Raw genomic sequence first — 26,701 nt, 5'->3', positions numbered from 1 at the left:
ATGCAGGCTATCATTGTGAACCAGTTTGGCGGGCCAGGGCAATTGCTCTTGCAGGATGTGCCTGCACCCACCGGCGATGTCATCGTAAATGCTGCCTGGGCAGGTATCAATTTTGTCGATATCTACCAGCGTGAAGGCCGCTACCCCGGTGTTAAACAACCCTGGCCCATGGGCATAGAGGGTACAGGCATAGTCGCTACTGCACCGGCGGGCAGCGGCTGGCACGCGGGCGACAGGGTAGCCTATACCACAGGCGTGCAAGGCACTTATGCCAGCCAGGTGGCCGTACCTGCTGCGCACCTGATACGCATCCCCGCTGCAGTCAGCCTGCGTGATGCCTGCGCCGCCATAGAGCACGGCCTGACTGCCATCATGCTGACCGACAATGTCGCTCGCCTGCCAGCCTCCGGGTCGGTATTGGTATATGCTGCCGCTGGCGGTGTTGGCGGCTGGCTGGTGCAATTACTGGTGGCACGCGGCCTGACGGTATTTGGTACGGCATCGTCCGCCAGCAAGGCTGACTGGTTGCGCAGCGTTGGTGCCCAGCCGGTGACGTATGAAGATGGCAAAGACTGGCTTGCCCACATCCGCGATAGAACCCAGGGGCGTGGTGTCGATGTCGTATTTGATTCCGTCGGTAAAAGTACTTTCCCCCAAAGCCTGGATGTCGTCGCCCCTTGCGGCCACGTCGTTTTATTTGGTGCCGCCAGCGGCCAGCCTGATCCTGTCGATGTCCTGCAACTCATGCGTAAGAGCATCACCCTGACACGACCGGTTTTGCCGCATTACCTGACAACTCCGACGGTCTTGCAGGCGCATGCCAGCAAGGTGTTTGACTACCTGGCCAATGGCACGGTCAAGTTGCGCATCCATGCCGAATATGCGCTGGCAGAAGTCGCACAAGCCCATGCAGCATTGGCAGAACGCGGTACGCAAGGCAAGCTTTTGTTAGCAATTAATCCCACTCTCGTTTAGGAAATACCATCATGACTACGATCGCAAAAAAACTGCAAGAACTCGGCCACACTTTACCGCCCGTCAAAGCACCGGCGGCCAATTATTTGAGCTACACCCTGCAAGGCAACCTGCTCATCATCGCCGGGCAGATAGGCAATCCAGGCACAGCCAAAGACGGCGTGCTGGGTGCAGGCGGCTCAGTCGAGGCAGCACACAAAGAAGCGCAAATGGCAGCGCTGCGCCTGCTGGCCGTTATTGATGCAGTCACCGGCGGTGACATAGAGCGCATAGCACAGGTACAGCGTCTCGGCGTATTCGTCGCCGCCAGCCATGACTTTGATGGCCATAGCACCGTTGCCAATGGGGCTTCTGATCTCTTCGTTGCTGTCCTCGGTGAGCGAGGCCGCCATGCCCGCACGGCAATAGGCGTATCGAGCCTGCCCACAGGTGCAGCGGTAGAAGTCGATGCGATAGTCACTTTGGTGGAAGCATGATCAAGCCCGTGATTAACAGCGTGATCAGTGTTGAACAACTGGCGCAATTGCGGGCGCAAACACCAGGCCTCGACAAAAGCACGCACTTGAACCATGCCGGTGCCTCGCTATTGCCACGGGCTGCCCTGCAAGCCATACACGCCCACCTTGATCTCGAAGCGCAGGTCGGCCCCATGGAGGCTGCCCTGCTGGTGGCTGACAGGCTGCAAAGCCTGCGTGAAGATGTCGCCGCACTGATCAATGCCAGCAGCGATGAAATCGCTCTCATGGGCTCTGGCTCCAGTGCCTTTGGCAGCGTATTTGCCGCCATGCGACAATTAAGACCGGGCGACAGAATACTGACAGGGCGACAGGAGTGGGGCGGCAACCTTGCTAATTACCAGCGTGCCGCACAGCGCGCGGGTGCGACGGTAGAGACTATCCCCAGCCAAGCAGATGGTAGTGTCGATGCAAATGCCCTGGCACAAATGATCGACAAACATGTACGCCTGATTTCACTGACCTGGCTACCCGCCAATGGTGGCCTTATCAATGACGCCGTTTCCGTTGGCCGTGTCGCCGCTGCGGCTGGCGTGCCTTATCTCATCGACGCCGGGCAAGCCCTAGGGCAAATACCGGTTGATGTCAAAGCCCTGCAATGCGATGTATTAAAGAGCGCAGGCCGCAAACACTTGCGCGGGCCACGCGGTACCGCCTTGCTCTATGTGCGCAAATCATTTCTCGACAAGTTGGAACCCGCCTGGGTCGATGTCTCATCTGCCCCCATCGCGGCAAATGAAACCCATCTGCGCAATGACGCCCGCCGCTTTGAAACCAGCGAAGCCGCAGTCGCCCTGCAACTGGGTCTGGCAGAATCAGTCAGGCTGGCATTGCACATGGGTGTCGCCGAGCTGGGAGCCGTCAGTGCTGCATTGGCGGCAGCTTGCCGAGAACGTCTGGCGACCATCCCGGCCATCAGCCTGCATGACCTGGGGGAGGGCGCACGATCCGGCATAGTCTCTTTCAACTTGCAAGGACATGATGCGATGAGCCTGAAAAACAAACTCGCCCGGCAACGCATCTACATAGGTGCAAACGGCGTGCCCTATACTCCGCTGGACATGCAGGCGCGTGGCTTGCACAGCATAGCGCGGGCGTCGTTTTCTTATCTCAATACCGAGGATGATGTGGAGATATTGGCGCGGGCTTTGGCGGCAATGATTTGATTTGCAGGGTGCGCCGTGCGCACCGCCTGCTAACTTTGATCGTCACCTCATGGTGCGCATGGCGCACCTTGCAGGGAATCTGCATGCTCTTCACCATGGCTGCGACGCATGTTCTGTTAATTCAGATTTTTTCTACGGGTTTGGGGCGCAATACCGACTTATAACGCTTTTCACGTTCCATTGATCCCGCCCATTCGCAAGAATGCTTTTGATAACTGACGAAAAAAAACATCAAGGACAGGAAATCCGGATTGCTTGTGTCGTTGATTTCGTAAGAAATATCTTCTGCTAACTTTTCTTGTGTATCAAAGTCCAGGTAGGTGATGGCATATCGCGTAAGTTGATGCGGCAGTTCTTGATGCTCCCTGCGAAAACCGTATCTGAAAGTACGCTTGTCTAACGTTGACTCTTCCGCACTGCCTAGTTTTTTTACATGAAATTTTTTTCCCTTGTCCTGATATTCAATCTGGGGGTAAATACCCAGAAAAAGTTGATTGATATCACCGTACCGGCCTGTATTGTCATCTTCCAGATAAACGCCTTCAACATCGACCGCTTGTTTATATACTTTCCAGCCACAATCTTGGGTAAATGCGTCTATCTGGTGTTGTTTGACGATATCAGAGTAGTTGAAAGCTAACCAAGCCGTAAGGACAAGCACGAATACACTGAGTTTATGAATGACAGAACGACGACGGGCGCTTTGTGCGCTGAATTTGCGATCGACTACCCATCCGCAGATTAGATATAGTAAAACTGCACCTGCAAGGCAAACCAATAAACCGGCAAAGGCAATTATTCCCATTAGTGACTACTTTCTCGCCGAGATAAGCCAGAATTTTTAGAAATTAAAATCATTGTAAGCCTTGTTTTAATGCGAAAACCAAACCACTGCCACAGCTCTGAGTGACAGAACTTTTCACCATAAAGTTGATGTCTGTACTTAGTGATTTTATCTGGTTTTTTTTACATTTATGCTTGAGAATATCATCAATAGGCTCATTAATTAAAAAATGCCATAATTCCCAACTTACTTCTCAATAGGAACGACAGATGCAGCGCTGGCGACATGCAGGTGACAGAAAAAATTTTGGCGACTGGCTGGTCCTCACCATAGATATTCAGATGGATGAGACTGGCCTGCAAGCAGCCTGCGAGCAATTGATTGCGGCTACATCTGACATGGAAAAATTTCTAGATCTTGGCAATGGAGAACGATCCAGTGATTACAAGATCATTTTCAGGCATGGCGACACCATCGTCCATGAACGTGCCTTCTTCCATGAAGCGGTAAAGTTTGCTGCCCTGAGATCATTGATCTCGCAATATGTGAGCAATGTCAATCATGAGAGCAACACCTGGCAGGACGAATACCACCCCAGGGGCAGTTATGCCATTGCAGAACTGGTGCTGGCTGATCAAAACTATATACCGCAATTTGCCCAACTCCTGTTCAACTGGGACATGGGCCATGAGACCTATCATTACAGGCTCATCGATAAACTCTTTGAAAAATACGGCTATACAGAACAGACACTGTTCTTGCTGGCAGCGCGTGTTTGCGCCGATGGCCAGCATAGCGGTGAGAATGTCTTGCGTGCCTTGTATCGCCATGGTTTCAAACAGCAAATCGCGCTTGAAGATTTTGTCAGCACTGCGTTGGCTATCTTGCCTGATCCTGAATCTGCCTGGAAATTACGCGAATTCGCCCGTATCTACGCAGGTGAGGACAAAGCGCAATATGCGCAGGTCACAGAAATTTTCCTGAACGCCTTGCGCAAGGATAAAAGGTTTGCGGCGGTGATGGGGGAAGTGCAGGACAGTTTCGCTGAAGACTATGACGAGCACCGGTTGATGGAAGTCGCAGGTTTTCTCGCTGAAGAAAACCTGGGCGACTGGAACGAAGGGCTGGATGATGCCCTGGTAGAGAGCACGGATTTGAGCAAGCTGCTGCGGCTGGACGCGTAATAGTTAGCCTTGCGATAGGAAATACGATCTTGTAGGGTGCGCCATGCGCACCAGTCTTTGTCATCAATAAACCTGGCGCGCACGGCGTCCCCAACAAGGAAATTGCCACTGTTGCCCACATGTCCGACCTGACTAATTGACAAAACTCCCGCCCGTATGGTTTCATCTGCAATCCTGTCTCTTGCGAGGCAAAGAGAAAACATACAAAAAATCCGGGGCCACACCATGGGACTATTCGACTTTTTCAAAAGCAAGCCACCTGCACGCACTTCGCTGGAGCAATTGTCTTATAACATCGCCTACCAGATATTGCCGCACTATGTCTTTCGCCAGGCCGCGCAATTGTTTGATATTGTCGAAAAAGCCGACGAAAATTCCCACTACCTGTTTTATCACCTTGGCTGCAAAGCGCAGGAAATACCCAGCTTGCAGGAAGAAGCCACGCAATACCGCTGGCATCAGTGTGAACTTGATGCCAGCCATACTTTGTTGGTGCTGGCTTATCCCCAGGCCACGCCGGTTGACCTGACGGGCAAGTCGCTGGAAGAAGTCAAGCAAAGCGCAGGCACTTGGGTGCTGGCACCGCATTTCTCGGGCATCGTGCGTAACAAGGCCAGCCAGCATATCCGTTACTATGTACTGGGCCAAACCTCCATGGGTGGTGGTACGGTTTTGCGCGAGATTGATGCCATGGGGACAAATGCCAATCTGGGTGCCGGGCCACAACCGACGCTGGATGCCTTCGTTGATTTCATGCTGCAGCGGCTTGAATGTTAGAACGCTTGTATATACAGAAAGAAGCGCATGCTAAAAACGGATTTACTTCAATTGCTTGAAGTCTTACAAGAAAAATCGGACGTCGAGTATGATCAAGGCGGGCTCCTTTACACATACACAGAGGCGTCTAGACAAGCACACAGTCGTATGCTTAAGCCGGGAGACGCAGTTTTAAATACATTAGAAGTGAAAGAATTTGCCAGGTTCTTGCAACAAAGCCAGAGTGAACAGCATTATGGTATCAAAGAGGCGAATGAAGAATCAGTTTTACTGGCAAGCACTTTCATTACTATGCTGCAAGCCGATCTTGAATATGATGAAATAGTGATGACAACAGATGATAAGGGATGGGATATGGAAGTTACTTTCTCAATGGTTCGTCGTTCTGATAATCGCTATTTCTCGCTTGAATTGTGGTGGTCGGTAGATTAAAAATTGGTGCCACGATTTGGCCAAGAATCCACTCAGGCGTGAAAGTGAATGCAGGTGACAATGTAGGTAGAGCAGATCGCTCTCATCAGTTTTAATACGAAAAGTGATTGACTATATGCTTCACTTTCTCCAGCGCCAGCTTCAGCATATCCATATCAACCGAACCCAGTGCCAAACGCAAGGCATGCGGCACCTGTTCTGTGGTCGCAAAAGGTTCTGCCGTTGAGACGGCAATCTGCTCACGTTCCAGTGCCATGGCTATCTGATCTGCGCGCAGCTCTGCGGGTAGGGGCAGCCAGATAAAATACGATGCCGGGTGGCTGATGTAATCAAATCCATTCAGTATTTTTCCCGCCAGTGCCTGCCGGGATTTTGCATCGGCACGCTTTTCTTTTTCAAGGCGGGCTACCGTGCCATCGCCCAGCCAGTTGCACACCAGGCTGGTCATTAAGGCAGGCGTGTTCCAGGTCGTGGCCCTTATCGCACGTTCAATCGCGGGCAGGTGTTGCGTGGGTGCTGCGACATAACCCACCCTGAGCCCGGTAGAAATATTCTTGGAAAATCCTGATATATACACCGTCAGCTCAGGTGCCAGTGCTGCCAGTGGTGCAGGTGGCCTGGTCGCCAGAAACGCATAGGCAGCATCTTCCATGATCAGCAAGCCATGCTTGCGGGCGATGCGCACCAGCTCTTGCCGCCATGCCAGACCCATGACCAGGCCCAGGGGGTTATGCATGGTGGGCATGGTATATACCGCCCGCACTTTGCGTTGCCTGCATAGTTTTTCCAGCGCGTTCAGGTTGGGGCCGTCTTTGCCCATTGCGATCGGCAACAATTCCAGATGCTGTGCTTGTGCAACAACTTTGAAACCAGGATAAGTCAGCGCATCCACAGCGACCACGTCACCCGGTTGCAGCAAAGCCATGGCGGTCACTGCCAGCCCATGTTGCGCACCGCTGACGATGGCTAGCTGCTCAGCCCTGACATCAACGCCACGACTGGCAAGATGGCGGGCCATGGCGGCACGCTCATGCTGCCTGCCGCCATGCGGCTGATAACGCAGCAGTGCATCTATGTCGCCTGAAGATGCTAACTGGCGCAAGGCGGCGCGCAATAATTCTGCCTGGCCCGGCAGGGATGGATAATTAAAATTAAGGTCAGTCATCCCCGTCGCAGTCGCATGTTGGTCTATGCCCATGCCGGGTGAAAGCGTCGTTTCACGCACAAAGGTACCACGCCCGGTTTCACCACTGACCAGGCCCATGGTTTCGAGTTCGGCATACACGCGGCTGGCCGTGACCAGCGCCAGACCATGTGTTGCCGCAAGTTTGCGGTGCGTGGGCAGGCGGGTGCCTGGCGCCAGGCGGCCAGAACGTATCTCGCTGGCGATTGTATCGACGAGTTGTTTATAGCGGCTCAGCGGCATACTAAAGCGTATCCATGACAATTATTTGATTGTATTGTTTTGCCAGCATATTATGCCTCATCGCCATTGCAAACCCAAAGAGAGATTATGCACATCGCCATCCTGACATTTGAAGGTTTTAATGAACTTGATTCCCTGATCGCTCTGGGTATTTTGAACCGCATCAAGACGCCAGGCTGGCGTGTGTCCATCGCCAGTCCTGCAACGCAGGTTCGTTCCATGAATGGGCTCTTGCTGGAGTCGCAGATATCCCTGCAGGAAGCAAATGCAGCAGATGCCGTCATCATCGGCAGTGGCATGCGCACCCGAGAAGTGGTGGAAAACGCCGCCCTGATGGCGCAATTGCGGCTTGACCCAGCCCGGCAAATCCTGGGCGCACAGTGTTCAGGCACGCTGGTGCTGGCCAAACTGGGTTTGCTGGGCAGCGTGCCAGCCTGCACTGACCTTACCACCAAACCCTGGGTGCAGGCAGCAGGTATTGAAGTCTTGAACCAGCCCTTCTTCGCCAAAGACAATGTCGCCACTGCAGGTGGCTGCCTGGCTTCGCAATACCTGTCTGCCTGGGTCATTGCCCGCCTGGCAGGAACAGAAGCAGCAGAAAGCGCCATCCACTATGTTGCACCAGTCGGTGAGAAAGAAGACTATATACAGCGCACCATGCGCAATATCACTCCGTATTTGTGACACCGGCGACAGGTTCAGGATAAGATGCGTGTTCCCGATTTCCACTGTTACAGTCCACCAGTATATGAACGAACACCTTGCTTACTTCAAGGAACTTGTAGAACCTCTGATCCCCGCTTCCTATGTCCTGACCTGGACTGAATATCTGGAAGGGGATTTTGGTGATTTGAAAAGACTGGAATTTTCATCATCCTCCAAAATCGGCGCGATCGATTTCTGGTCCAAAGACTGGCTGGCGATTGACGTCGTTGATCTTGATGCGGAGGATCAGGTCTTGAATGTGCTTTATTCACCCGAACAGATGCATGAAATCCCAGCAGGCTTTGCGCGGCTGCTGGAGATTTTGTCGGCGTCCTAAGGCATTGTTTGTAGATACTGTTATTCCGGTCAAGCTAAATGTAAGCTAGCATCGAATGGTTTGCCGGATTTCAATACGCCTAAGGCGACATGAACCAGCTTTCGCATCATAGCGCCAATAATGAGCTTGGGAGGTTTTCCAGCAGCAGCTAATCGTTGTTGGAAAGCCTTACCCCAGGTAGTTCGATACAAAGTCACCATGGCAGGCATATAGAGTGCTTTACGGATAAAAGTGTGTCCGACCTTTGACATTTTTGTTTTTCGACAGACGCTGCTGCCAGACTCATGGTGCTGCGGGTCAAGACCAGCAAAGGCCACCGCCCTCTTCACCGAAGTAAAACGTTTAGTATCAGCATAGTAGGAGAGCAATACAGCGATCGTGCGGTCACCGAGTCCAGGAATACTGTCTAATAATTTCTGCTTGTCTTTTAAATCTGGATCGTTGTTCATATGGTCGTTGATAGACCTGATAAGTGACTTGATTTCTTTATCCAGCCATTCGATATGATCAACTATTCCTTGTCGAATGGCATCACGGGCGACGTCGAGCCGGTTCAGCTCTTGTGTCCGCATGACTTGTAACGCGTCGAGGCGCAACACCATGGCGCGTAAAGATTGTTCTGCCAATGACGGTGCGATCCAAAGTTCAGGCTTGCGCTCAAAAGAAAATTCAGCAATCAGTTGCGCATCTATCTTGTCTGTCTTGGTTCTGACCAAGCGAGAAACGCCGAAAGCCTTAATTTGCGCAGGGTTGACCACACTGACAGGAAATTTATGTTGAACAAAATAGTATGCCACGGCCTCCCAATAGACGCCAGTAGCTTCCATGCAGACATGGGCAATTGATGCACCTTGCTTGTTGAGCCAGACGCCTAAGTCCTGGAATCCTTGTTGGTTGTTCTGAACCACCTTATGGCGAAATTTGCCAGATGTCAGGCGCAAAGTACAATCTAATTTCAGCTTCGCGACATCAATTCCTAAATGAAAATCATGCATACAAATCCTCTGATAACCAACCTTGTGAATGCGGGCTGCCAGCATGCTGGGCCAAAGATACTGTCCGATTTAAGACGAGGGGTGAGTGACTGGTGCGGGAATCTACGTTGCAGGTTTCAAACCAAAGGTACGATGCGGCATCCAGTCACTCGATCTTGATATGCCTACCAAGAACTTGTTGGTCGCTATATTAACGAATAACTACCGAAAGCGTCATAATACAAGGTACGATTAGAAAAGCGAAATTACCCGCCGGGCTGAAAATGTATGTATGTCAAACCTACCCCCGCGCTTGCAACAACCTCTTAGAAAGAATACCAGATGAAAAAGCTTCTCATCACTTGCGGCACGCTGTTCGCCTTGTCAGCCAGTCTGCCTGCATTCGCGGAAGACCCCGTGGGAGATTGGACAGGTTCAATAGAAGGCATGATTCGTCTGAATATTTTCTTCACTAAGACACCATCAGGCCAACACGAAGTCAATATCATCAGTCCTGACGACGACAAGGAAACCATTAAAGCCGACAAAGTAGAAGCTCGAGAAAATTTCATGCGTTTTAGCATTGCGAAGTACAACGCCAACTACGAAGCAAAATGGGACGAGACCCAGAAAGCATGGCTCGGTACATGGACACAAGGGCAGTCACTCAAACTTAAGCTTACGCGTTTAGACGCCGAAGCCTTAGCTGCACAAACGCAAAGGCGCCCGCAGGAAGAAGCAATAGCAAAAAGCCCGCGCAACTATTCGAGTAAAGATGTGAGTTTTCAAAATGCAAAAGTCAAGATAAGTTTGGCGGGCACACTGACGCTACCGCAAGGAAAAGGTCCATTTCCCGCAGTCGTTTTGGTGCATGGATCAGGTCCCAATGATAGAGATGAGACAATTAAAGACCATAAATTTTTTCTGGTGTTGGCAGATCATTTAAGCACACAAGGGATCGCGGTGCTGCGCTACGATAAACGCGGCATCGCAGCATCGACAGGCGATTACAAGAGTGCTACGACCTTTGACTTTGCCGACGATGCCCAGGCAGCAGTCGATTATCTGCGCACCCACTCTGAAATCAACCAGGACAAACTGGGAGTGATAGGCCATTCCGAGGGTGGTCTGATCGCGCCCATGCTGGCAGCAAACAATCCCAAACTGAAATTTATTGTTTTGATGGCAGGTCCTGGCGTACGCACCGATGCTGTACTACTGGAACAGAGTCGACTAACTTTACTTGCCAATGGTGAGAGCCAAGCCGAAGTCGAGAAAGCTCAGAAAGTATTTCGTGAAGCCTATTCCATTATGAATTCAGGTGCAGACAACAAGACGATCAGCGAGCGACTGAAAGCATATTTCGACCAAGCGGAAAAAAACGGCGATCTGGACAAGGGCGCAGGAGCAAAACAATTAAGCAGATTGGAAAGGCCCTGGTTTAGAGCATTTATCAAATACGACCCCGCACCGACCCTGGCGAAAGTGAAGCAAGCAACACTGGTTTTGAATGGCGAATTGGATCTGCAAGTTCCCGCTAAAATGAATCTCGATGGCATTCGTGCCAATATGAAAGCAAACAAAAACGTCGTGATCAAAGAACTGCCTAAACTAAACCATCTGTTCCAAACCGCGACCACCGGTTCATCGGCTGAATACGGAAAAATCGACGAAACTTTGTCACCTACAGCCTTAGAAGCTATGTCTGGTTGGATACTGCAACAATAAATTTAACCCGTGTAGGTACAATTAACAAAGCGTAATCGTACTCATGACTTTATGATGACTATTGATATTTTTATGTCTCTACGTGTCATCTAAATTGAATTGAAAGAAAATGCGATGATTAAGGCGGACGAGAATTCATCTCAAAGTTTATTTGACCAGGCCAACGATGCATGGGACGGCGGAGAAAACGAGAAAGCTTTTGAATTGCTACATTTAGCGGCCAATCAGGGCGAAATTTATGCCTATAACACTATTGGCTATTTCCTGGACGAAGGTGTCGGCGTGCCTCAAAATAAGGATATAGCATTGCTCTGGTATAAAAAGGCTGCAAAAAATAAGGACATCTGCGCTTTTATGAATATCGGTGCATGGTATCGTAATGTGGGCAATTTTAAGCGTGCTTCTTATTGGTTTTTAAAAGCTCTACATAGCGGCGACGGTGACGCTGCAATTGCTTTGGCAAAAATTTGCGTCCATAAAGGAACAAAGCAAAGTAGAGCCCAAGCAGTTAAATATTTGAATATATCCCTTGAATCAGACAATGTCATGCCTGATACGCATGATGAGGCACACAAAATTTTGAAGCAAATCAATTCGTAGGGGCGAATGGCGTCGCGTAATCGTACACATGTAGCGCAAGAAAATGACAGAAACCCAGACTATATCCTGAGTTTCTGTCCGATGACTGCCTGCAGTTATGCTGAACTTATACCGCTAGCATTCGCTTATTCAACTACCTGCATCCAGCGTTTTTCCTGCACGGTACGTTCCTTGAAATACTTGCGCGGATTGCCGCACATATGGCAACTGCAGGTGGTTGGTGTATGCAAGACCATACCCAGGCGCAAGACACTGAGCTTTTCTTCCCAGCTATAAAAATAATACTGACGTTTCTTCTTCAGGCGCGCAGCATGATGCCTGCGCAAAGCACGAGAGAGATCTTTCATGATAGTTCCTCAATACCCCGGGCGGCCCGATTGCCGCCTTGTGTGGCATGAAGAACTTTTTGCTGTGCTGGTTCATGATGGGCTTTCTATATTTGAAATATCAATATCGCGTATTTGCGGATACGCCAGATTTTTGCAAGAGGCTATATGACGCTTTATTAGAGAAGATAGCGTGCTGCATACCGCCAGCTTACGGTGCATTGCATATGTTCTGCATTTGCTATGTAGGTGGCGACGTTCGCAATTGGGTAAATGCGTCATGCGCCCCATTCACTGATTGTAAATCGGTGCGCGTGGCGCGCCCCTCAAATCTATGTAGCCTGGATACTGTCAATACACTGTAAGCTCAGTGCATCCAGATACAAGGCCAACTCTTGCGGGGCTTCGTGCATGATGAGCAGGTAGGGATGGATTGAAGTTTTCTTCTTGAACAGCATGGTGACATGTTGTCCACTGAAGTACCAGCCTTCCAGTGCTTTGCTCCAGGCCAGCCTGTTGCCGTTTGTGTTGATGCGGTAACAAGAGACGACATCATCACGAAACTGATATTCTGCAGTGAATGGCAAGACTTTTTTTGGGGCCTTGAGTATTTTGGCTGCACTAAGATTGGCAATCCGGCGCCAATAGGGCAGGATGATTTTTTCCTGTGTTTTCAGGAACCTGTCGGTATCCCAGGTGCAGAAAAAAGCGACAGAGAACAGGAAAAAAAGTAGCAGATCAACCCTGATGCCATGCATTGTTGATCCATCCAGGGAAATCAATACCACCGAGAGACAGAGCCCAATGGCGCTGACATATTTCGCCAGCCTTGCGCGAAATAATTGTATGGTGTCTGTAAAAATCCGCTTGCGGCAAACAAGCAGGCGGTCATACACCAGGCTGCGCAGTTCTGCTTCAAGAGCCGCAAAAAAGTCCGCTTGTACCTGTGTTTGCAAATCTAAACGCTGTTTGCACGTATCTGTCGCGACGGGTATCTGGTGTATGGAATCTGTACTTTCGGTCATATAGGGGGAATATCTGTTTTGGCCTGCCTGGGCTGGTACAGTCCACTATTGTATGCTGCCAGTCTAACACAGGCCATTATTAGTCCAAGGTAGCCAGCGCCCGTTCAAGATCTGCCAGCAAGTCATCAACATGTTCCACCCCCACATGCAGGCGCAGCAGCCAGCCGGTTTTTGGCGCGCGCTGTGGGGCAACCGCAATCAGGCTGTGCACACCACCCCAGCTATTGCCTAGCGTGAATAACTGTAGTGCGGCGACAAACTTTTCTATTGCGGGCAAATCATCCTGTTTCAGACTGAAAGACAGCAAGCCATTGCCGAGTTTGAAATCGCGTTTCCAAAAGTGGTGATATGTGTCCCCCGGCAGTGGTGGGTAATTGAGCTGGGCTATCGCGGCATGGCTTTGCAAGAATGCGGCGATGCGCAGGGCAGATGCATATTGCCTTTCCAGCCGCAAGGCCAATGTCGGCAAGCCGCGCAGCGCCAGGAAGCATTCATCAGGGGCGACGTAATAGCCCAGCAGTTCTGCGGTGTCACGCAGTGCATGGTAGGCTGCTTCATCGCGTGTGCTGACTGCACCCATCAACAAATCAGAATGCCCGCCCACGTATTTGGTCAGCGCCTGTATGCTGAAATCGACGCCGGCATCCAGCGCCCTGAAGCCCAGTGCCGTGGCCCAGGTATTGTCCATCACTACCTTGATCTGGCGCGCATGGGCAGCAGCAACGATAGCGGGTATGTCCTGCATTTCCATGCTGTTGGAAGCAGGGCTTTCTGTCCACACCAGTTTGGTATTGTGTCCAAAAAAATCAGCGATGCCAGCGCCAATATCATTCGGGTAAATGCTGTGGCGCACGCCCCATTTGGCAAACAGGGATTTGGTGGTCTCCAGCGTCGGGCCATAGATGCTGTCTGGCAGCAGCACATGGTCGCCGGCAGCCAGCAGCATGCTGTTGACCAGCACCGCCGCGGCAAGGCCAGTGGGCACCAACACGGTATGGCCACCACCTTCAAGCTCAGACAATTTATTTGCGAGTGCATAGTGGGTGGGCGTGCCATTTTGCCCGTAGCTATAACCCGTATGTGCCTGCGCCTGCCTGCGCAGGAATGATGCAACATCCGGGAAGACGATAGTCGATGCATGGAATACACCCTGCGACAACGACGCAAATCCATCCGGGATATCGCTGGCAGGTTTTACGAGGCTGGTATTGATGTCAGTCATGGCTATACTCTCCAAACACTGATCAGAATGGCAGTTGCGCAGCCGGTATCACGCTGATCTGCCCCATCTCGCTCCACACCCAGTTGTGGTGATTGCTGATGGTCGCTGCATCAAGGTGAGGGCGATTGCGTGTGGTATGGGCATCGGCAATGACGTTGGTCTTGATACCCAGCGCCGCTGCCTGCCGTATTGCACTGTCAAGACAAAACTCGCTGGCATAACCACAGACAAAAATTTCAGTTATGCCACGTTCAGCAAGCCCGGCTTCAAAACCCGTTTGCTGAAAGGCGCTGCTGTGCTGCTTGGCACAGACATAGTCGCCAGCCTGTGGTGCAATGGCGGCAGGGAATTGCCAGCTGTCGCTGTCTATTTCCCAGGCGGTACCTGCTTCATTGTGCTGTACATACACGACCGGCATGCCGGCCTTGCGTGCCCTTGCAATCAATTCGCAGATGCGCGCCAGCACCTCGTCTGCCCTATGGGCTGGCGGGTCGATGAAAACTGCATTTTGGAAATCGATGATTAGCAGGGCAGATGACATGGTTTACTCCAAAATTGATAAGCAGGCTTACAAAGGGGGACTTAAAGGCTTATGCAGAAACAGTAGTTGCGATCACCTGCAATAAATCCGGTGGCAGAGTCCAGTTTTGTTTGATGGCCTGCACTGCTGCCTGGGTATCACCAGCACGCAGCGCCGCGATGATGGTTTTGTGTTCTTGTATCGATTGCGGTGCCATGCGCTGGTCATCAAAATGCGCTAGCTCTATGCGTTTAATGCGTGGTCGCAGATTCGCCAGCAGCTTTTCTATCTCCGCATTCTGGCTGGCCTGCACGATGAGGGCATGGAATTGCGCATCGAGTTCAGTCGCTTGCTGCCGGGCATCTGCTGCAATCGCCTTTGCCAGTGCGACATTGATGGCTTCCAGTTCTTTTATATCCGCCGCTGTCAGACGCGGCATGGCCAGCTCCAGCGCCGCTGCTTCCAGCGCAGCGACTACAGGGTAAAGCGCGGTAATCTCTTCGAGATTGGAAGGTGCAACCTTGGTCCATTTATGAAAACTGGTGACCACCAGACCCTCATCTTCAAGCTGCCGCAAGGCCTCGCGCACAGGCGTGCGCGATACCCCCAACTGCACCGCCAGCTCCTGATCACGCAAGATCTCGCCGGGTGCGAGCTGCAATTCTATTATCCATTGCTTGAGGCTGCGGTATACCTCTTCACGGGCGAGTGAGCGGTTCAGAGGGGTTGTGCTGGTGGGGATGGGCATGTGATGCGATAATAAAATAGGTAGTATGTAATATACTACAGGATAATAATTTAGTCACTGGACGAATTTAATTGATTCTTTGATATGGCATATGCTGTAATGGCGTTTAAATCTTCTTCGATAATCAGGACGCACGACTGATTGGGACGCGGATTAAGGAGGCACTTATAGGGATTAACGCAGCATCAAATGAGGGTAAATAAAGTGAACTGGCTAAAGAAATTGTTGGGAATAAAAGAAGAAGTGCCGCTTGTAGCCAAACCTGCAGTCAATTTACGCTACAGCAGTAATTTCCCACCCTATACATTTTCCCCAAGAACAGTTGATGCCCCCAAGTCGCTGCCTGAACAGGAAAAGCGCCAGTTGATTGATGTTGAGCTTCAGGAATTGAAAGGCTTATACCTCATAGTCCGCCATCCTACCGGGGTGGAATATACCCATCAATGTGCTGGGCTTTCGTGCTCCCATCTTTCGCTGGAAGGATATCTGGTGCCCTTGGAACAAACTGACGGGGCAGAAGAAGAGTTGGCGCAATACTTCATCTCGGGCCATAGTTACTCAGGCCTGGAATGGGAAGAGATCGCAGAAATCGAAGCTATCTTAAATAGAAATGGCCTGAATTGGCTATGTATTGCGCCTAACCGTCTCAAAGAATCTTATGAAGCCTGGTTGCATGTTTGTGTCAGGCCAGAATACACCTGGGTACCATTTTGTACTAACTCAAATCCACGCTCAGAAATGGTCCTGGTTTGGCAAAATAGTGATTAAAGCAATTTGAATTTCCCATCAGGTGATCAACGTATGCAAAGCAATTTTTTGCAACTCATGCGTGCGTTGAGATGTGCCTTGAATGCGCAAACTTAAACCCGTCATGCCGGACTTGATCCGGCATCCAGTGTCACTAAGTGCTGGCACTTTGCATAGGTATTTTGTTAGCAAGAGAGTGAATACCTGTCATGCAACGATCAGTAAATTTTTCTTTGCCTGATATTTTTTTGAGTATGTGAGTCTCTAATGCTTTGATGTTGCTGTCCATGAGCAAGAACGCGTTTATAAAATGAGTAAAAGAAGATGGTGAATTGATTATTCTTGTATGCAGGATTTCACACCAACGCGGGGAATTATTCCAAATAGCAGATATGTTTTCCACTAGAACCGCGAAGTAGGACTCGGCAGGGTATCTTTCCACGGCGTGCACTACGCTGAACATGACTTCGTCAAATTCACACTTGTCATCTAAGGTTAATAGCAATGGCAAGATCATTGAGATACTTAAACCATCGCTTGCCTCGGCTATTAAATGCTCAAATCGCTCAACCTTGTCTTCTGTGATTGGGCCAAAGTCACTCAAGTTTTTAGCTATTTCAAATTCAGATCGTGACATAGTTAATATTCATCTTATGGTGAACAGATTCTGTATAGTGAAGTTTAACAAAAATGCAGGGTGGATTGTAATACTGAGCGAGCAATTATCGAACGCAGAAGAGCATGATTTAGCTTTATAGTTTTCCTACTGGGAAGGCTCAATTATCCAGCTTTAGGCACACTGGAGGAAATAACTCCTCCGTATCTTGCTGTGCATACGGCGCATTGCAATGCACCTCCCGTTACGGCTACATCACAGACATTAACGACACTCTGCTTGTTTTACTATCACCCTCAAACTCGTCATGCCGGACTTGATCCGGCATCCAGTGTCGTTGAACTCTGGCTAAAGATCGTTACTGATATTTGCAAAAGACGTGTGCAGCTTCCGGCTTGTGAATTCTGCCGCAAGTGCGCAACGAACGCCGCTGGATGCCAGATCAAGTCTGGCATGACAGTTTTTTGAGTTTTTGCTTTGAATAAGCGATACGTCTTTTCAGACTATTCAGAAAAATATCAAGGAAAAATTCAAACTCAAATTCAATCTCAAATCCACACATCCAGCGGACTGGTACGCTCCCCACCTTCATCACCGGTGTTGACCACACCACGCGGTTCTATCAGCAAGAGTTTAACTTCATGTTCTGCACTGGGTTTATGTTCCACGCCTTTGGGTACGACAAACATTTCGCCTGTAGATATCAGTACATGGCCATCGCGAAAATCGATGCGTAACTGGCCTTCGAGGACAATGAAACTTTCATCAGTGTCGGCATGGTCATGCCAGATGAAATCGCCTTGCAGTCTGGCGACTTTGAATTGGTAGTCATTCATCTCGGCGATGACTTTTTGTGACCATTGTTCGCTGAACAGACTGAACTTGTTGGCGAAATTAATGCTGTGATAAGTCTTGCTGTCGTTGACTGCTGCGGTATTCATGGCTGGCGCTCCTGGCTTTTGTTTGAAAAGCCCCAGCATACGCAAGCTGCTGCCCCAATTCTTGTACGTTTGTGCGTCAGCTATCCAGGCCGTGATGCTTTGCCATGCATGTTCAGCCAGCGCAAAGGCGTCAGGCCAAAGGCCTTGCTGAAGTGTTTGCTCATGTGGCTCTGGTCGCTGAACCCGGCAGCCAGTGCGGCATTTACTAGCGTGTAGCCTTGCATCAGCAGGCTTTTGACGAGGTCAAGGCGGCGCATGGTCAGGTAGCGGTAGGGGCTGGTGCCAAACAGCAGGCGGAAATCGCGTGACAGGCTCCAGCGGTCACGGCCACTGTGGTCTGCCAGTTCATCGAGGGTGATGTTGTCCGTTATGGCGCTGTGGATATATTCGCGCGCCCGTTCGGCGGCCTGGTAATCGAAATGTAATTTGCTGGCCGCTGCGCCAGCGAGTTTGTCTGAGCAATTGTGCATGGCATGGGCCAGGTCGAACAGGGCGTCTTGTTCTTCCAGCGCATCCATGGGTTTGTCCATGGCTTGCAGCAGGGGCAGGGTGGCGGCAAACAGGCGCGGGTCACTGGAGATGCCGTGCTTGATAAAAGGCAAAGCCTGGCCGCCCAGGATTTGCTGTATTAGCGCAGGCTCGACATAGATCATGCGGTAATGAAAACCATCGCCAGTACCCGCCTGGCCATCATGTGCTTCATCAGGATGCAGCACAATGGTGCCGCCTGGCAAGCTGTTACACTTGCTGCCACGATAGGCAAAGCTTTGCACGCCCGCCAGCGTGCTGCCTATGGCATAAGTGTCATGCCTGTGCATGGCATAGGCATTGCCTGAAAAATAAGCTTCGATACGTTCCAGCCGGGCAGACCCTGGCGCGTGGCGTATCCAGTCGGTGTTTTTCTTGCTCATGGCGGTGTGCTCGCTTCCATGGGGTATATGCTAGCACTTGTGGGTGGTTTTTACACAGAGTCTGAATTTTCTACCAGATACCAGATGAAGTCGGGTACGGTGGTTGCAAGGTTTTCATCCGTAATGCGGGATGAGGTCTTTGAGATGCTGAAAAGCGGATGATCAGACTTTGGTAGGGAGAGCACGGCGCACTCTGCAGCGCATCATTCCAAATCAGGGTAATTCTTTCGGTGGTATTGCTGGCATTCCCTTTTGTGCGAGTACAAAATCACAGCGCCGCTTTTGTTCATTCTCATCCAGGCCAGACATGGCGCGTTGCACGTCTTCTTTTATATTTTTACCCAATTTCACTTCTTTCCACTGTGCGGGGATTTCATACCCAGGTTTGGCGCTGTCGGCCAGCTCTTTAGACATTTCCATACCTTTTTCAAACTGTGCGCGTAAACCTGATGTGGCCTTGTCACCAGTTGCCTTGTCGGTAGTTCCTGCGCGGCTGACTGTAAGCGACATCATCGCGTACATGGTCTTGATATTCTTGTCCCACTCCAGTCTTTTTGCTGCGAAGCGTGGGCTGTAGGCGGGATCAAGGCGGGTGCAAAAAGCCTCGATTTCATCCGCGGTCGTGTATTGAAAATTGACCAGGGCCAGCGAGAGAAGCCGGCGGGTATCGCTGGCGGTGTCTTGTGCGAAGCTGTTGCCTGAGGCCAGCAGCAAGGCTGTGGCGATACATACGATGCTACTTTTCATTACATTTCATTTCCAAAATGGGCGGGCTGCGGTCAATTTGAATGGAATGGCAATGCTATCATTCCCACCATACAAATAACGCAGAGGCAGGCATGAAAGCATCTAATTTCTTTTGCAGGCTGGCATCCTCGACGCTGGCTGTTTGCTGTCTTGTGCAGCCTGCCAGTGCCGCACCTGCCTGGCAGCGTTTGCATCTTCCTGTACCTGGTCAGCAGGCTGGATATGATTTTCCGGTATATGCGAATCATAGGCTCGATGACAGGCTCGATACGATACGTGAAGTCATCATCGTCCAGCATGGCATACAGCGCAATGGCAATGATTATTATGCGGCGGCGATGGCTTTGTTGCAGGCGTCTGGTCGCTCGCTGGACGAAGTGCTGGTGATTGCGCCCAATTTTCCAGGCAAGCCTGATAGCGGTTTTGATGGCATGCCGGTCTGGTCTGTGCAGGGCTGGACCGGGGGTGATCCTGCCTTGCCGGGCACAGGCACGCAGGCGGGTTTGAGTTCATTGCAGGTCATCGATGATATCGCCCAGCTGCTGGCAGACAAGTCGCGTCTGCCTCTGCTAAAGAAAATCACGTTCGCCGGGCATTCTGGTGGCGGGCAATTGATACACCGTTATGCCGTCCTCAATCATGTGGATGAAGCCTTGCGTGCGCGCGGGCTGGATGTGCAATATGTGGTGGCGAATCCTTCCTCCTATCTGTATTTCACGCCTGAGCGACCAGCATCTACTGGCTTTGCTCTCTACGACAAATCAGTGTGCCCTGCCTATGATGACTACCGCTATGGCATGCAGAATATGGTGCCCTATGCAAAGGGCATGAATGGCCAGGATTTATTCAGCCGTCACCTGCAAAGACAGGTCACTTATCTGGTTGGCAGCTTGGATACTGATCCGAACCACCGGGTGCTCGACAAGTCCTGCGGTGCCGAGGCAGAAGGGCCAACGCGCTATGACCGTGCCCATGCCTACTGGGCTTATGAACAATACCTGGGCAAGCAAACCCCGGTCGCCAAAGCCCTGCCAGCCAGCAACCATCATTACCTCGATGTGGAAGGTGTAGGTCATGACCAAACCAGGATGTTCGGTTCACAATGCGGGGTGAAATTGCTGTTTGGCGACAAGGCCGTAGTGGATAAACAGGCCGCGCAATGCAAGCCTGTAAAGCCATAAAAAAATGCCCTCGGACAGCAGGGCATTGTAAAGAGCATCTCCAGATGGGGACCTGGAGTACTACCGGGTGGGGTTCATGGGGGCTTCTTCAAATGCACTCCGTGACTGCAGAGTAGCGATGCGCGCTTGAAAAAATCCCGCATGCGTAAAAAAATCGTGAATACTTAATTTTGTATAATTAATCGACCTTAACGGTGCATGCGGTTACTCGCTTCTATCAATTCATTGTAGGCCTTGGTGACTTTCTCCTGGCTGCCCTCTACCATCCAGGCTGAACCTGGCTTGAGCATCATCTTGTCGCCTTCACTGTAGGGCACTTTGTCACGGATGCGGCGCACGCGTTCTTTGGCGGCCTTGCGATAATCTTCGCTGGCTCTCTCCAGGCTGGACCAGCCACTGGCCGCGCTTTCACTATTCTTTTTGACATAGGCAATCGCTTCGTCAGTCACGCTTTCATACTCGGCCAGTGCCTTGGCCGCGGTGGCGGCATCGAACTTCTCTTCACCTATCAGGCGTATCAGGTGCTTGGCTTTGCTCATCAGCGCCATTTGCAGATAGGGTAGCTGGCGGCCCTCGGTTTTTTCGAGTTGCTGCATTTCTGCATCGAGTACCTTGTCGTTCTCTGCTTCGATTTCATCAGAAAAAACATTGCTCTTTTCTTCAAACAGCTTCATCGCTGCTGCCAGCGGCGCGTGCATTTTTTTGCCCTTGGCAAAGGCATCATCCTTGTAATTGTCGCGGCTGTAATACTGGTCGGCATCGGCCACCAGTGTGCCCAGCTCTGCCAGGCTGTTGATGTAAGCCGTAGCAGCCACATCAAGTTTGCCCGGTGCTGCCTTGCCTGCCTGGGCAAAGCTGGCCTGGCATTTGGCTATCTCATCGACATCGATTTTATACAGGCCATACACCACGCTTTCTTTTCCGCTGGGGCCAGTTTCCATGTTCTTGACCCAGCTCGCGTAACGCGCAATGCTGCGATGGGCATTTCTGTCGAGCTGGTTATAGCAGGCGATGTAGTCTTGCAGTTTGTCTGAGCCGCTTGCTGTGGGGGCAGTAACTGGCGCAGTAACAGGCGCAACTTGTACCTGACTTGCGGCAACGGGCTGGGTTGCTGTCGTTGCGGGCGCATTGTCGGTATTTTTGCTGCACGCGGTAGCCAGCAAAATCAGACCCAGGCCCGCCAGCGTGCGCGTTCGCATTGTCGTACATATTCTCGTACGCATGTTTATTGAAATTGCAGATACAGCAGTGTGAGGCAAAGTCATGCTAGTCAAGTTCAGATTGGGTGGGCCATCTTAGCCGCTTGATGTTTTTAAAGTTGCAACAATTTGTATCCATTTGTGTGTTTGGTTGCACTGTATTTTGTTTCTGCGTTTTTATGCACCACTGATAGGTTTCTGGCGATGAACGGTCATGTGTCTGCTTTATGTTTTGACTACTAGCGCGGCTTCCATGATTAAACTCACCCGACAAAGCCCTGCCTGCCACGCTACCAATGTGCGACGGTTGTCCTGGCTTGAATCGAAGAGATGACGAGTTGCCCTGATGTTAATGCAGATTCACGATGACATCGCCCAACCACCGCATCGTATAGATGCCTTGCACGCATGGGAGGCACTGCACGTAATTACTTGGAGGCTGTTGCAAAATTAACCTGTCGTTGTTGCGCCTCCCTGTCGTACTAAAGGCCTGCCAGTGTTGGCGACGTCTCGCCGGGGGCACCTATGCTTTGCCGCACACGGATGATCTTGTGCACCGTATCAGAGGCATCCACATCCAGTGTCATGACGCCATGAAACGCCCGGTCACGCGGTGCTTCGATTGACGGTGCCGGTGTTGCAGCCCCGGGGCCAGGGTCAGAGAGCACTGCTTGCGCTGCTTCTATAAAAGCAATTTGCGAAAAAGACAGAACAAGGGCTGGCAGTAGCTTATTCATAGGCAATCTGTTAATGGAAATTCTCAAGCGATGCCCGTAGTGATTACTTTACGGACGGTTTGCTTCAGGCCATTTTTAGCCGAGAAAGTTCCACAGAACAAAGGATATATGCATGAGCTGCCTGCTTACCATTGATAATCTCACGCGCAGGGCCATTGCCTGAATTTGATATGTCTGTAGATGATTGTCAGGTCTTACTTTCGCACATTTCCTTAGCGTGGAATTGTCTTAATCTATAACCTGACGCCTATTTTTGCATAGCCGCGATCTTGCAGGTTTACACATCCTTGAACTGCAATGATTTAGAACTCATTTCATAAATATGAATGAGATGCGTTTGCCTCATAACACGGACCGGTAACACGTTTGTGGTTGTCAATTGTGGCACTATTTTCAATAAATCCAATGTTGTCTGATACGTGTTATGAGGCAAACCCTTCGGGAACTGACGATTTGGGCGCATTGCTGCGTTGCGTCCTTTGCTAAGGCATGAGCCTTAGCTGCAGAGGATAGACAACTGAGGCCTTGCACTGCATCCCAAATCGCCTTGTTCGCACTCATCCCTATTTATGAAATGAGTTCTACTCGATTGTTGTGGCGAATACTATTTTTCCTGGAATGTTAGCAAGCCCTGTAATGCCAATGAACCACAAGCTGACCCCTTTCAAAATTTGTCCATCCTCTGAAAGAATTTCATTCAACTCAGGATAAAGTGGATCGCTCCTTACTGGAGTCCACGCGAATGAAAATTGATTGCTTCGATCTACTCGCTTAATTATTCCCTCGCGTTGTGAGGAGAATAATAAAGTGACTCCACCCAAAGAATCAGGTAGACCAATACGCACTTGATCAACGTTCAGCGAAAACCAATTTGTGAAATCCGAGTCTGATCCAAATTCTGTTACAGCACGTGCTGAGAAAAAATCTACTTTCACCTGGGTTAAGTTTCCCGCCAAGTCGAAAATTTTGGTAATAGTTGCGCTTAGAATTTCTGGTGGCGTGAGGATGCCTTTATCGGCAATGGAACGTGAATTTCTTACAGATTTTGTCAGTATCACACTTAAGGTTTGAGAAACGTCTTGCTCATTGAATAGCGTCAATGAAAGCGGAATTCCATCGAGACTGATAGTCTTATCTTCTCGCTTATCCAGATAGAGAAGAATGGGGCCTAAACTGGTGAATTTTATTTTGAAACGAACAATATCTTCATACAGAGACGGGAAACTACGCAACTCGATGCTGTAAGCGATAGCAAGGCCAGCTTGAATTGCGAGTAGCTCAAGCAGCATAATTAAAGCACCCCAAGAGCTTTCACTAAAAATGGCTGCTGCCACCGTTAATAAAAGAGTTATCGGGATTGTGTATGCGGCGACATCAACTACCGTGGCAAGCTTCGCATAATTTAATTCAAGTCGATTTATTTTTGCGCTTTTCTCCCTATCTAGCCATGTCGCCTCTTCAATCGTAGCTTCATTCATTGCAGTTTTAAGTATGTCTACTTGGTAGTATTGATTGCGGCTCTCAACTTTTTCATATACACCGAAATGACTATAGGCTTGATGCATTTTCAGAAAAGCCTTCTCTGTGTAGAAAGTCCAGGGATGATTGTATCCTCGCGACAAGTCAGCAAGGTCCCCATTGAGAAGTTCTTGAGCAGAAGGTATTTCCATATTATCTGGTGGTAAGTACTTCTGCACCCATCTGCCAAGCCTGAGTTTTCCACCAACCCGATGGCTTCCCAAAAGATGCAAGGTCATGTCTTCGCGCAAACCAATTGACTGCGGCAACACCGTGGAATGCTGCTCCTCCCTTAAGATTCGCTGTACTTCCTCAACATCATGATGGTCGTCCATTAATCGCGGATTCGTATCCATTGGAAGATCCCGAACTCGCCAGGTTCTATCCATCGTGGGCCATGAAAAATGGATGGAGAATAATCGGTGTTTTCCAGCTTCTCCTTTGCTCCGATCAAAACCGTTGACGATTATTATTTGACGAGCGACCGCCATACGACTAAAGGCTCTGATGTAACCTTGCTGAAAAGGATCCATAAAAGTCATTGGATTGAAGCTGAAGGCTTCTGAGTTTTCGCCTAATATTGCAATCATGGGTTTTACAGGGGAGGTAAATTCCGTGTCACGGAGGCCCAATACTCTCCATCTTTCAGTAAAGGCCAATTGCTCGTCGACCCAAAGTATGCAATACCTATCCTGGAATAATTTGTTGTCGCTACTCAACTGATCGTCGGGAGAATCTGACGGGGAATCAGAACCAGGATCTTTTGAATGAGGCAGTTGCGCCAACACATAATAGATACATGTCCCGTCGACCCAACCGCCGGTATCTTGTATTGGTCCGTTAGCGAATCTATATAGAGCTTCATTTGAAACCAAAGAAAAGGGTGAGGGCGCATCGAGATTATCCAGCTCACCTCCGTAAATTGGTTCATATTGTTCGTGCAAATGAGACAAACCAACGCCTATATCGAGTACTTTATCAAACAGTATCGAACGATAAGCTTCGGTTTTTGAGATACCAAATAGTCCATCTTTCCTATAAACGACGTGTTCATAAGATGGAAAGGATTCTGGTGTATCTGAACTTCCCCGACCAGGCCGTGTGTCGAACTTAACCCAGACGAATGGATGAACTTGCACGACCATTGATTGGAACAAATTTCGAATAGGAGCAAGGTATTTTAGAGGCGAACTAAATACGCGAAAGAGCGAACGAAAAAGCGGAAACCTCTCCGTGGCGAGGTGACTCTCGTCATCTTCGGACACCTTCAGGTGTAACAGTAAATCATCGACATTTTCGTCTTGTGTTCCTAATTCCGGATCGATCTTGAAGAAAGATTGCGGCAACTTGACCAGCTCGCCATTGATGGTTTTATGAAGGAAGACTTGTGTGGGAAGTGCCAGGTAAAAAATATCTTTACTGCGCTCCTTGGCGAAAACACGATCTGAAGATGCAGCTAACATCTCCAATTTGGGAGTGCTTTCCTTGACACTCCAGCTTCCTGCCCTTAACTCGTCGTAGCTGACTGAAATTGGGTTGCCATCTGGATTGGGTGGAGAATTAAAGACTGCTCCGTTAGGTGCGAAAGTACTGAAACTATCAATCGGAAAGGAATTGCTCCAGCTTACGCTACCTTCATCATCCAAACGGAATCTTAAATAGCGGCCACCATCGCAAAATTGAAGGCGATCAGAAAGATCGTCATAATCGATTGCCGATGCAGGGCTTCGTGAATCTGTAAACACTTTCTTTGTTCCTGGAACCTGCCTGCCTATGGTTGAATTAACTATTCGCGACGGGCCGGAGACCATCAGAACGATTGGGCTGATGAGCGAAACAATCATTTTCAAAACAACACACACGGTAAAAGTGACTGTCGCGAATACAATACATACCGTCGTGACTAACCATTCCCAGGCAATACAAACAATTTTGGCTATCCAGACTGAAGCGGTGCACACCCAATTGGACACCCATGTCAGCACACTGCAAAATAATTTGCATGGCTGCCAGTCACAACAGGCGTTGTATCCTCTATCTTCTTCTTCCGTGCATTTTCTATAACCCCTATCCTCGTTCTCTACACAAATCTTTGTTTTCTTTGTTGCGTGCTCAATGCACTTTTTTGCCTCATAAATGCAGTTATCAGCAGACATAATTTCCCGCCTCCTTGCAACGTTTTCTTAGCAATGAGATTTTGAATCGGGCGTTGCTTATTCCGAGAATCTTGCCAACAACAGCAGATATGAACATGCTTAGAATCCAGCATGCGATATAGCCTGACAAACCGAAACCTGATGCGTCCACGCTGAGAACCAAAGGATAAGCCACCCCTGTTATGAGAAATAGAATTGCAGCAAAACGACACCCGCATTCAGAATGTAGTTGTGAAATTTTTTCGTGGTAATCTTTTTCTTTCATGATCTCTCTATGACTGAATGGGCAGATTTATATCCAAAGAGCAACACTGTGAAAGCGAAATTTCTTATGAGCCACAAAGACTTTAAAGATAGTAAGTTCAGAAGATCGTCAACATGGAAGTCAGGCTCAACATCGCGACATCTCCAAGTCAAGAGAATGTATCCAGGAATGACGTGGCCCCGAATTGTGTTTGCGCTCATCAACGGGGCAAGTCCAGCGCGCGTTATGAGGCATACCCT

28 protein-coding genes are annotated in these 26,701 nt (G+C 49.9%); 12 read left to right on the top strand and 16 right to left on the bottom strand.

The window, feature by feature from the left end; genetic code table 11:
• Genes UNDKW_RS21890 through UNDKW_RS21880 form a run of 3 tightly spaced genes read left to right on the top strand, consistent with a single transcriptional unit; the run spans position 1 to position 2,656 of the window.
• Entirely contained in the window at positions 1–975 is a 975-nt protein-coding gene (locus tag UNDKW_RS21890) for a quinone oxidoreductase (RefSeq protein WP_162060450.1), read from the top strand.
• Between the two features lie 11 nt (positions 976–986).
• The gene (locus UNDKW_RS21885) at positions 987–1,451 is read left to right on the top strand and encodes a RidA family protein (RefSeq protein WP_232063082.1); all 465 of its coding nucleotides are present in this window, start codon (positions 987–989) and stop codon (positions 1,449–1,451) included.
• Positions 1,448–2,656 (top strand): aminotransferase class V-fold PLP-dependent enzyme, encoded by a 1,209-nt coding sequence (locus UNDKW_RS21880; RefSeq protein WP_162060449.1) that lies wholly within the window; start codon positions 1,448–1,450, stop codon positions 2,654–2,656. Before UNDKW_RS21885 ends, UNDKW_RS21880 begins: the two co-directional genes overlap by 4 nt.
• Positions 2,657–2,777: 121 nt before the next feature.
• Here the strand turns inward: UNDKW_RS21880 and UNDKW_RS21875 are convergent, their stop codons facing one another.
• Positions 2,778–3,461, bottom strand: a complete 684-nt coding sequence (locus UNDKW_RS21875; RefSeq protein ID WP_162060448.1) for a hypothetical protein — start codon at positions 3,459–3,461, stop codon at positions 2,778–2,780.
• 248 nt (positions 3,462–3,709) lie between these two features.
• On the opposite strand from UNDKW_RS21875, the gene UNDKW_RS21870 reads away from it, so the two are divergent.
• The 3 genes from UNDKW_RS21870 to UNDKW_RS21860 all read left to right on the top strand — a co-directional run bounded on the left by UNDKW_RS21870 (position 3,710) and on the right by UNDKW_RS21860 (position 5,833).
• On the top strand, positions 3,710–4,624 hold the full coding sequence (locus tag UNDKW_RS21870) for a hypothetical protein (RefSeq protein ID WP_162060447.1): 915 nt from the start codon (positions 3,710–3,712) through the stop codon (positions 4,622–4,624).
• A gap of 225 nt (positions 4,625–4,849) precedes the next feature.
• Positions 4,850–5,401, top strand: a complete 552-nt coding sequence (locus tag UNDKW_RS21865; RefSeq protein ID WP_162060446.1) for a hypothetical protein — start codon at positions 4,850–4,852, stop codon at positions 5,399–5,401.
• A gap of 27 nt (positions 5,402–5,428) precedes the next feature.
• Positions 5,429–5,833: a hypothetical protein gene (locus tag UNDKW_RS21860; protein ID WP_162060445.1), complete on the top strand. Its 405-nt coding sequence runs from the start codon at positions 5,429–5,431 to the stop codon at positions 5,831–5,833.
• Positions 5,834–5,924: 91 nt separating this feature from the next.
• Here UNDKW_RS21860 and UNDKW_RS21855 read toward each other — a convergent pair whose 3' ends face one another.
• The gene (locus UNDKW_RS21855) at positions 5,925–7,259 is read right to left on the bottom strand and encodes a PLP-dependent aminotransferase family protein (RefSeq protein WP_162060444.1); all 1,335 of its coding nucleotides are present in this window, start codon (positions 7,257–7,259) and stop codon (positions 5,925–5,927) included.
• A gap of 87 nt (positions 7,260–7,346) precedes the next feature.
• On the opposite strand from UNDKW_RS21855, the gene UNDKW_RS21850 reads away from it, so the two are divergent.
• Both UNDKW_RS21850 and UNDKW_RS21845 read left to right on the top strand, forming a co-directional pair.
• Positions 7,347–7,943, top strand: coding sequence for a DJ-1/PfpI family protein (locus UNDKW_RS21850; RefSeq protein WP_162060443.1), 597 nt, complete (start codon positions 7,347–7,349; stop codon positions 7,941–7,943).
• Positions 7,944–8,007: 64 nt separating this feature from the next.
• Positions 8,008–8,301: a hypothetical protein gene (locus tag UNDKW_RS21845; RefSeq protein ID WP_162060442.1), complete on the top strand. Its 294-nt coding sequence runs from the start codon at positions 8,008–8,010 to the stop codon at positions 8,299–8,301.
• A 29-nt stretch (positions 8,302–8,330) separates the two neighbouring features.
• Here UNDKW_RS21845 and UNDKW_RS21840 read toward each other — a convergent pair whose 3' ends face one another.
• Positions 8,331–9,296, bottom strand: a complete 966-nt coding sequence (locus UNDKW_RS21840; RefSeq protein WP_162062063.1) for an IS110 family transposase — start codon at positions 9,294–9,296, stop codon at positions 8,331–8,333.
• A gap of 321 nt (positions 9,297–9,617) precedes the next feature.
• On the opposite strand from UNDKW_RS21840, the gene UNDKW_RS21835 reads away from it, so the two are divergent.
• Positions 9,618–11,003 (top strand): S9 family peptidase, encoded by a 1,386-nt coding sequence (locus UNDKW_RS21835; RefSeq protein WP_162060441.1) that lies wholly within the window; start codon positions 9,618–9,620, stop codon positions 11,001–11,003.
• Between the two features lie 114 nt (positions 11,004–11,117).
• Complete coding sequence (locus UNDKW_RS21830; RefSeq protein ID WP_162060440.1) at positions 11,118–11,603, top strand: tetratricopeptide repeat protein; 486 nt, start codon at positions 11,118–11,120, stop codon at positions 11,601–11,603.
• A gap of 125 nt (positions 11,604–11,728) precedes the next feature.
• Here UNDKW_RS21830 and UNDKW_RS21825 read toward each other — a convergent pair whose 3' ends face one another.
• The 5 genes from UNDKW_RS21825 to UNDKW_RS21805 all read right to left on the bottom strand — a co-directional run bounded on the left by UNDKW_RS21825 (position 11,729) and on the right by UNDKW_RS21805 (position 15,444).
• The gene (locus UNDKW_RS21825) at positions 11,729–11,950 is read right to left on the bottom strand and encodes a hypothetical protein (RefSeq protein WP_162060439.1); all 222 of its coding nucleotides are present in this window, start codon (positions 11,948–11,950) and stop codon (positions 11,729–11,731) included.
• Positions 11,951–12,261: 311 nt separating this feature from the next.
• Positions 12,262–12,954: a hypothetical protein gene (locus UNDKW_RS21820; protein ID WP_162060438.1), complete on the bottom strand. Its 693-nt coding sequence runs from the start codon at positions 12,952–12,954 to the stop codon at positions 12,262–12,264.
• Positions 12,955–13,033: 79 nt separating this feature from the next.
• The gene (locus UNDKW_RS21815; RefSeq protein WP_162060437.1) at positions 13,034–14,176 is read right to left on the bottom strand and encodes a PLP-dependent aspartate aminotransferase family protein; all 1,143 of its coding nucleotides are present in this window, start codon (positions 14,174–14,176) and stop codon (positions 13,034–13,036) included.
• A gap of 22 nt (positions 14,177–14,198) precedes the next feature.
• On the bottom strand, positions 14,199–14,717 hold the full coding sequence (locus UNDKW_RS21810) for an isochorismatase family protein (RefSeq protein ID WP_162060436.1): 519 nt from the start codon (positions 14,715–14,717) through the stop codon (positions 14,199–14,201).
• A 49-nt stretch (positions 14,718–14,766) separates the two neighbouring features.
• On the bottom strand, positions 14,767–15,444 hold the full coding sequence (locus UNDKW_RS21805) for a GntR family transcriptional regulator (protein ID WP_162060435.1): 678 nt from the start codon (positions 15,442–15,444) through the stop codon (positions 14,767–14,769).
• A 204-nt stretch (positions 15,445–15,648) separates the two neighbouring features.
• Between UNDKW_RS21805 and UNDKW_RS21800 the strand changes: the two genes are divergently transcribed.
• Positions 15,649–16,212: a DUF6210 family protein gene (locus UNDKW_RS21800; protein WP_162060434.1), complete on the top strand. Its 564-nt coding sequence runs from the start codon at positions 15,649–15,651 to the stop codon at positions 16,210–16,212.
• 133 nt (positions 16,213–16,345) lie between these two features.
• Here the strand turns inward: UNDKW_RS21800 and UNDKW_RS21795 are convergent, their stop codons facing one another.
• From UNDKW_RS21795 to UNDKW_RS21780, 4 genes are all read right to left on the bottom strand, one after another.
• Positions 16,346–16,828 carry an Imm30 family immunity protein gene (locus UNDKW_RS21795; protein WP_162060433.1) on the bottom strand — a complete coding sequence of 161 codons (483 nt, stop codon included), beginning with the start codon at positions 16,826–16,828 and terminating at the stop codon, positions 16,346–16,348.
• 527 nt (positions 16,829–17,355) lie between these two features.
• Positions 17,356–17,748: a cupin domain-containing protein gene (locus UNDKW_RS21790; RefSeq protein WP_162060432.1), complete on the bottom strand. Its 393-nt coding sequence runs from the start codon at positions 17,746–17,748 to the stop codon at positions 17,356–17,358.
• An 80-nt stretch (positions 17,749–17,828) separates the two neighbouring features.
• Positions 17,829–18,659, bottom strand: coding sequence for an AraC family transcriptional regulator (locus UNDKW_RS21785; RefSeq protein ID WP_162060431.1), 831 nt, complete (start codon positions 18,657–18,659; stop codon positions 17,829–17,831).
• 213 nt (positions 18,660–18,872) lie between these two features.
• Positions 18,873–19,406, bottom strand: coding sequence for a hypothetical protein (locus tag UNDKW_RS21780; RefSeq protein WP_162060430.1), 534 nt, complete (start codon positions 19,404–19,406; stop codon positions 18,873–18,875).
• A gap of 92 nt (positions 19,407–19,498) precedes the next feature.
• On the opposite strand from UNDKW_RS21780, the gene UNDKW_RS21775 reads away from it, so the two are divergent.
• Positions 19,499–20,587 (top strand): hypothetical protein, encoded by a 1,089-nt coding sequence (locus UNDKW_RS21775; RefSeq protein WP_162060429.1) that lies wholly within the window; start codon positions 19,499–19,501, stop codon positions 20,585–20,587.
• 188 nt (positions 20,588–20,775) lie between these two features.
• On the opposite strand, the gene UNDKW_RS21770 is transcribed toward UNDKW_RS21775, so the two are convergent.
• The 4 genes from UNDKW_RS21770 to UNDKW_RS21755 all read right to left on the bottom strand — a co-directional run bounded on the left by UNDKW_RS21770 (position 20,776) and on the right by UNDKW_RS21755 (position 26,462).
• Positions 20,776–21,786 (bottom strand): YiiG family protein, encoded by a 1,011-nt coding sequence (locus tag UNDKW_RS21770; protein WP_162060428.1) that lies wholly within the window; start codon positions 21,784–21,786, stop codon positions 20,776–20,778.
• A 482-nt stretch (positions 21,787–22,268) separates the two neighbouring features.
• Positions 22,269–22,523 carry a hypothetical protein gene (locus UNDKW_RS21765; RefSeq protein ID WP_162060427.1) on the bottom strand — a complete coding sequence of 85 codons (255 nt, stop codon included), beginning with the start codon at positions 22,521–22,523 and terminating at the stop codon, positions 22,269–22,271.
• A 581-nt stretch (positions 22,524–23,104) separates the two neighbouring features.
• Complete coding sequence (locus tag UNDKW_RS21760; protein ID WP_162060426.1) at positions 23,105–26,197, bottom strand: hypothetical protein; 3,093 nt, start codon at positions 26,195–26,197, stop codon at positions 23,105–23,107.
• Positions 26,187–26,462, bottom strand: coding sequence for a hypothetical protein (locus UNDKW_RS21755; RefSeq protein WP_162060425.1), 276 nt, complete (start codon positions 26,460–26,462; stop codon positions 26,187–26,189). Before UNDKW_RS21755 ends, UNDKW_RS21760 begins: the two co-directional genes overlap by 11 nt.
• Between the last annotated feature and the right edge of the window lie 239 nt (positions 26,463–26,701).

The sequence above is a fragment of the Undibacterium sp. KW1 genome (assembly GCF_009937955.1).
Classification (GTDB): Bacteria; Pseudomonadota; Gammaproteobacteria; order Burkholderiales; family Burkholderiaceae_D; genus Undibacterium.
Note: the sequence above shows the minus strand (reverse complement) of the source record. Positions and strands in the feature narration are given on the sequence as shown.

Bases quoted from the DNA above. Each gene is read 5' to 3' on its own strand.
- UNDKW_RS21890 (WP_162060450.1), top strand. From the start codon at position 1: ATGCAGGCTATCATTGTGAACCAGTTTGGCGGGCCAGGGCAATTGCTC.
- UNDKW_RS21870 (WP_162060447.1), top strand. From the start codon at position 3,710: ATGCAGCGCTGGCGACATGCAGGTGACAGAAAAAATTTTGGCGACTGG.
- UNDKW_RS21805 (WP_162060435.1), bottom strand. From the start codon at position 15,444: ATGCCCATCCCCACCAGCACAACCCCTCTGAACCGCTCACTCGCCCGT.
- UNDKW_RS21860 (WP_162060445.1), top strand. From the start codon at position 5,429: ATGCTAAAAACGGATTTACTTCAATTGCTTGAAGTCTTACAAGAAAAA.
- UNDKW_RS21885 (WP_232063082.1), top strand. From the start codon at position 987: ATGACTACGATCGCAAAAAAACTGCAAGAACTCGGCCACACTTTACCG.
- UNDKW_RS21770 (WP_162060428.1), bottom strand. From the start codon at position 21,786: ATGCGAACGCGCACGCTGGCGGGCCTGGGTCTGATTTTGCTGGCTACC.
- UNDKW_RS21815 (WP_162060437.1), bottom strand. From the start codon at position 14,176: ATGACTGACATCAATACCAGCCTCGTAAAACCTGCCAGCGATATCCCG.
- UNDKW_RS21830 (WP_162060440.1), top strand. From the start codon at position 11,118: ATGATTAAGGCGGACGAGAATTCATCTCAAAGTTTATTTGACCAGGCC.
- UNDKW_RS21835 (WP_162060441.1), top strand. From the start codon at position 9,618: ATGAAAAAGCTTCTCATCACTTGCGGCACGCTGTTCGCCTTGTCAGCC.
- UNDKW_RS21820 (WP_162060438.1), bottom strand. From the start codon at position 12,954: ATGACCGAAAGTACAGATTCCATACACCAGATACCCGTCGCGACAGAT.
- UNDKW_RS21810 (WP_162060436.1), bottom strand. From the start codon at position 14,717: ATGTCATCTGCCCTGCTAATCATCGATTTCCAAAATGCAGTTTTCATC.
- UNDKW_RS21785 (WP_162060431.1), bottom strand. From the start codon at position 18,659: ATGAGCAAGAAAAACACCGACTGGATACGCCACGCGCCAGGGTCTGCC.
- UNDKW_RS21855 (WP_162060444.1), bottom strand. From the start codon at position 7,259: ATGCCGCTGAGCCGCTATAAACAACTCGTCGATACAATCGCCAGCGAG.
- UNDKW_RS21880 (WP_162060449.1), top strand. From the start codon at position 1,448: ATGATCAAGCCCGTGATTAACAGCGTGATCAGTGTTGAACAACTGGCG.
- UNDKW_RS21850 (WP_162060443.1), top strand. From the start codon at position 7,347: ATGCACATCGCCATCCTGACATTTGAAGGTTTTAATGAACTTGATTCC.
- UNDKW_RS21755 (WP_162060425.1), bottom strand. From the start codon at position 26,462: ATGAAAGAAAAAGATTACCACGAAAAAATTTCACAACTACATTCTGAA.
- UNDKW_RS21840 (WP_162062063.1), bottom strand. From the start codon at position 9,296: ATGCATGATTTTCATTTAGGAATTGATGTCGCGAAGCTGAAATTAGAT.
- UNDKW_RS21765 (WP_162060427.1), bottom strand. From the start codon at position 22,523: ATGAATAAGCTACTGCCAGCCCTTGTTCTGTCTTTTTCGCAAATTGCT.
- UNDKW_RS21790 (WP_162060432.1), bottom strand. From the start codon at position 17,748: ATGAATACCGCAGCAGTCAACGACAGCAAGACTTATCACAGCATTAAT.
- UNDKW_RS21775 (WP_162060429.1), top strand. From the start codon at position 19,499: ATGAAAGCATCTAATTTCTTTTGCAGGCTGGCATCCTCGACGCTGGCT.
- UNDKW_RS21760 (WP_162060426.1), bottom strand. From the start codon at position 26,197: ATGTCTGCTGATAACTGCATTTATGAGGCAAAAAAGTGCATTGAGCAC.
- UNDKW_RS21795 (WP_162060433.1), bottom strand. From the start codon at position 16,828: ATGTCACGATCTGAATTTGAAATAGCTAAAAACTTGAGTGACTTTGGC.
- UNDKW_RS21845 (WP_162060442.1), top strand. From the start codon at position 8,008: ATGAACGAACACCTTGCTTACTTCAAGGAACTTGTAGAACCTCTGATC.
- UNDKW_RS21875 (WP_162060448.1), bottom strand. From the start codon at position 3,461: ATGGGAATAATTGCCTTTGCCGGTTTATTGGTTTGCCTTGCAGGTGCA.
- UNDKW_RS21825 (WP_162060439.1), bottom strand. From the start codon at position 11,950: ATGAAAGATCTCTCTCGTGCTTTGCGCAGGCATCATGCTGCGCGCCTG.
- UNDKW_RS21780 (WP_162060430.1), bottom strand. From the start codon at position 19,406: ATGAAAAGTAGCATCGTATGTATCGCCACAGCCTTGCTGCTGGCCTCA.
- UNDKW_RS21865 (WP_162060446.1), top strand. From the start codon at position 4,850: ATGGGACTATTCGACTTTTTCAAAAGCAAGCCACCTGCACGCACTTCG.